The organism is Ligilactobacillus murinus DSM 20452 = NBRC 14221, from assembly GCF_001591685.1.
Lineage (GTDB): Bacteria > Bacillota > Bacilli > Lactobacillales > Lactobacillaceae > Ligilactobacillus > Ligilactobacillus murinus.
In genome coordinates this window covers 1-599 of the sequence record NZ_BCVJ01000134.1, presented here as the reverse complement: position 1 = coordinate 599, position 599 = coordinate 1, and the positions used below count along the sequence as shown (strand labels likewise).

The following is a 599-nucleotide window of genomic DNA, read 5'->3' as shown; positions in this document are numbered from 1 at the left end:
CAAAAGTTACTTGTTTCAACGTTTCTTTGGCATATGTCTTTGTAATAACTTTTCCTGAAGCACCCTTACTTAATTTTGGAACAACACCTTCTAACAATAGCTTATGTTTCTTGGCTGTTTTGACATTATCGCCTATCGCATGCGCATCGTGCCCAAAAGCTTGCATCACTTTTTTAGCTGTACTTCCAGTAACCTTACTATCATCGGCAAAATTAAATAGATTCTTTACACTTGTAGAATCTCGCCACACCTGTTTACTATTTTGCAGTAACGGTTTTGTTTTTATTCCCTTACTTACAAACTGCCCCTCTTTCACTAAAGACTTGTATGCTCCAGCCGAACCTGATACACTACCTGCTAAATTCAAAAATACATAAGCATCTTCCGTACGTTCTCTACTTAATCCGCTTTTCATTAACAACCATTTTATTGGATTACTACCATATTTTTTGCCTGATTTCATTTTCGTATAGTCTTCATACAAATTTAGTCCGTCCAAAGCCATGCCAAAAGCCATTAGTACTGGAACGGCAACGCCACCTGTCATAGCTGTTATCCCCAGCCCTAACAGCATAAAAAAGCCATCAACCATCAATGCA

The 599-nt window shown here is 38.1% G+C and carries 1 protein-coding gene; it reads right to left on the bottom strand.

Going from position 1 to position 599, the window contains the following annotated elements:
- The coding region (locus LMU01S_RS10610; RefSeq protein ID WP_169795917.1) for a hypothetical protein at positions 1 to 599 on the bottom strand (599 nt) is incomplete at both ends.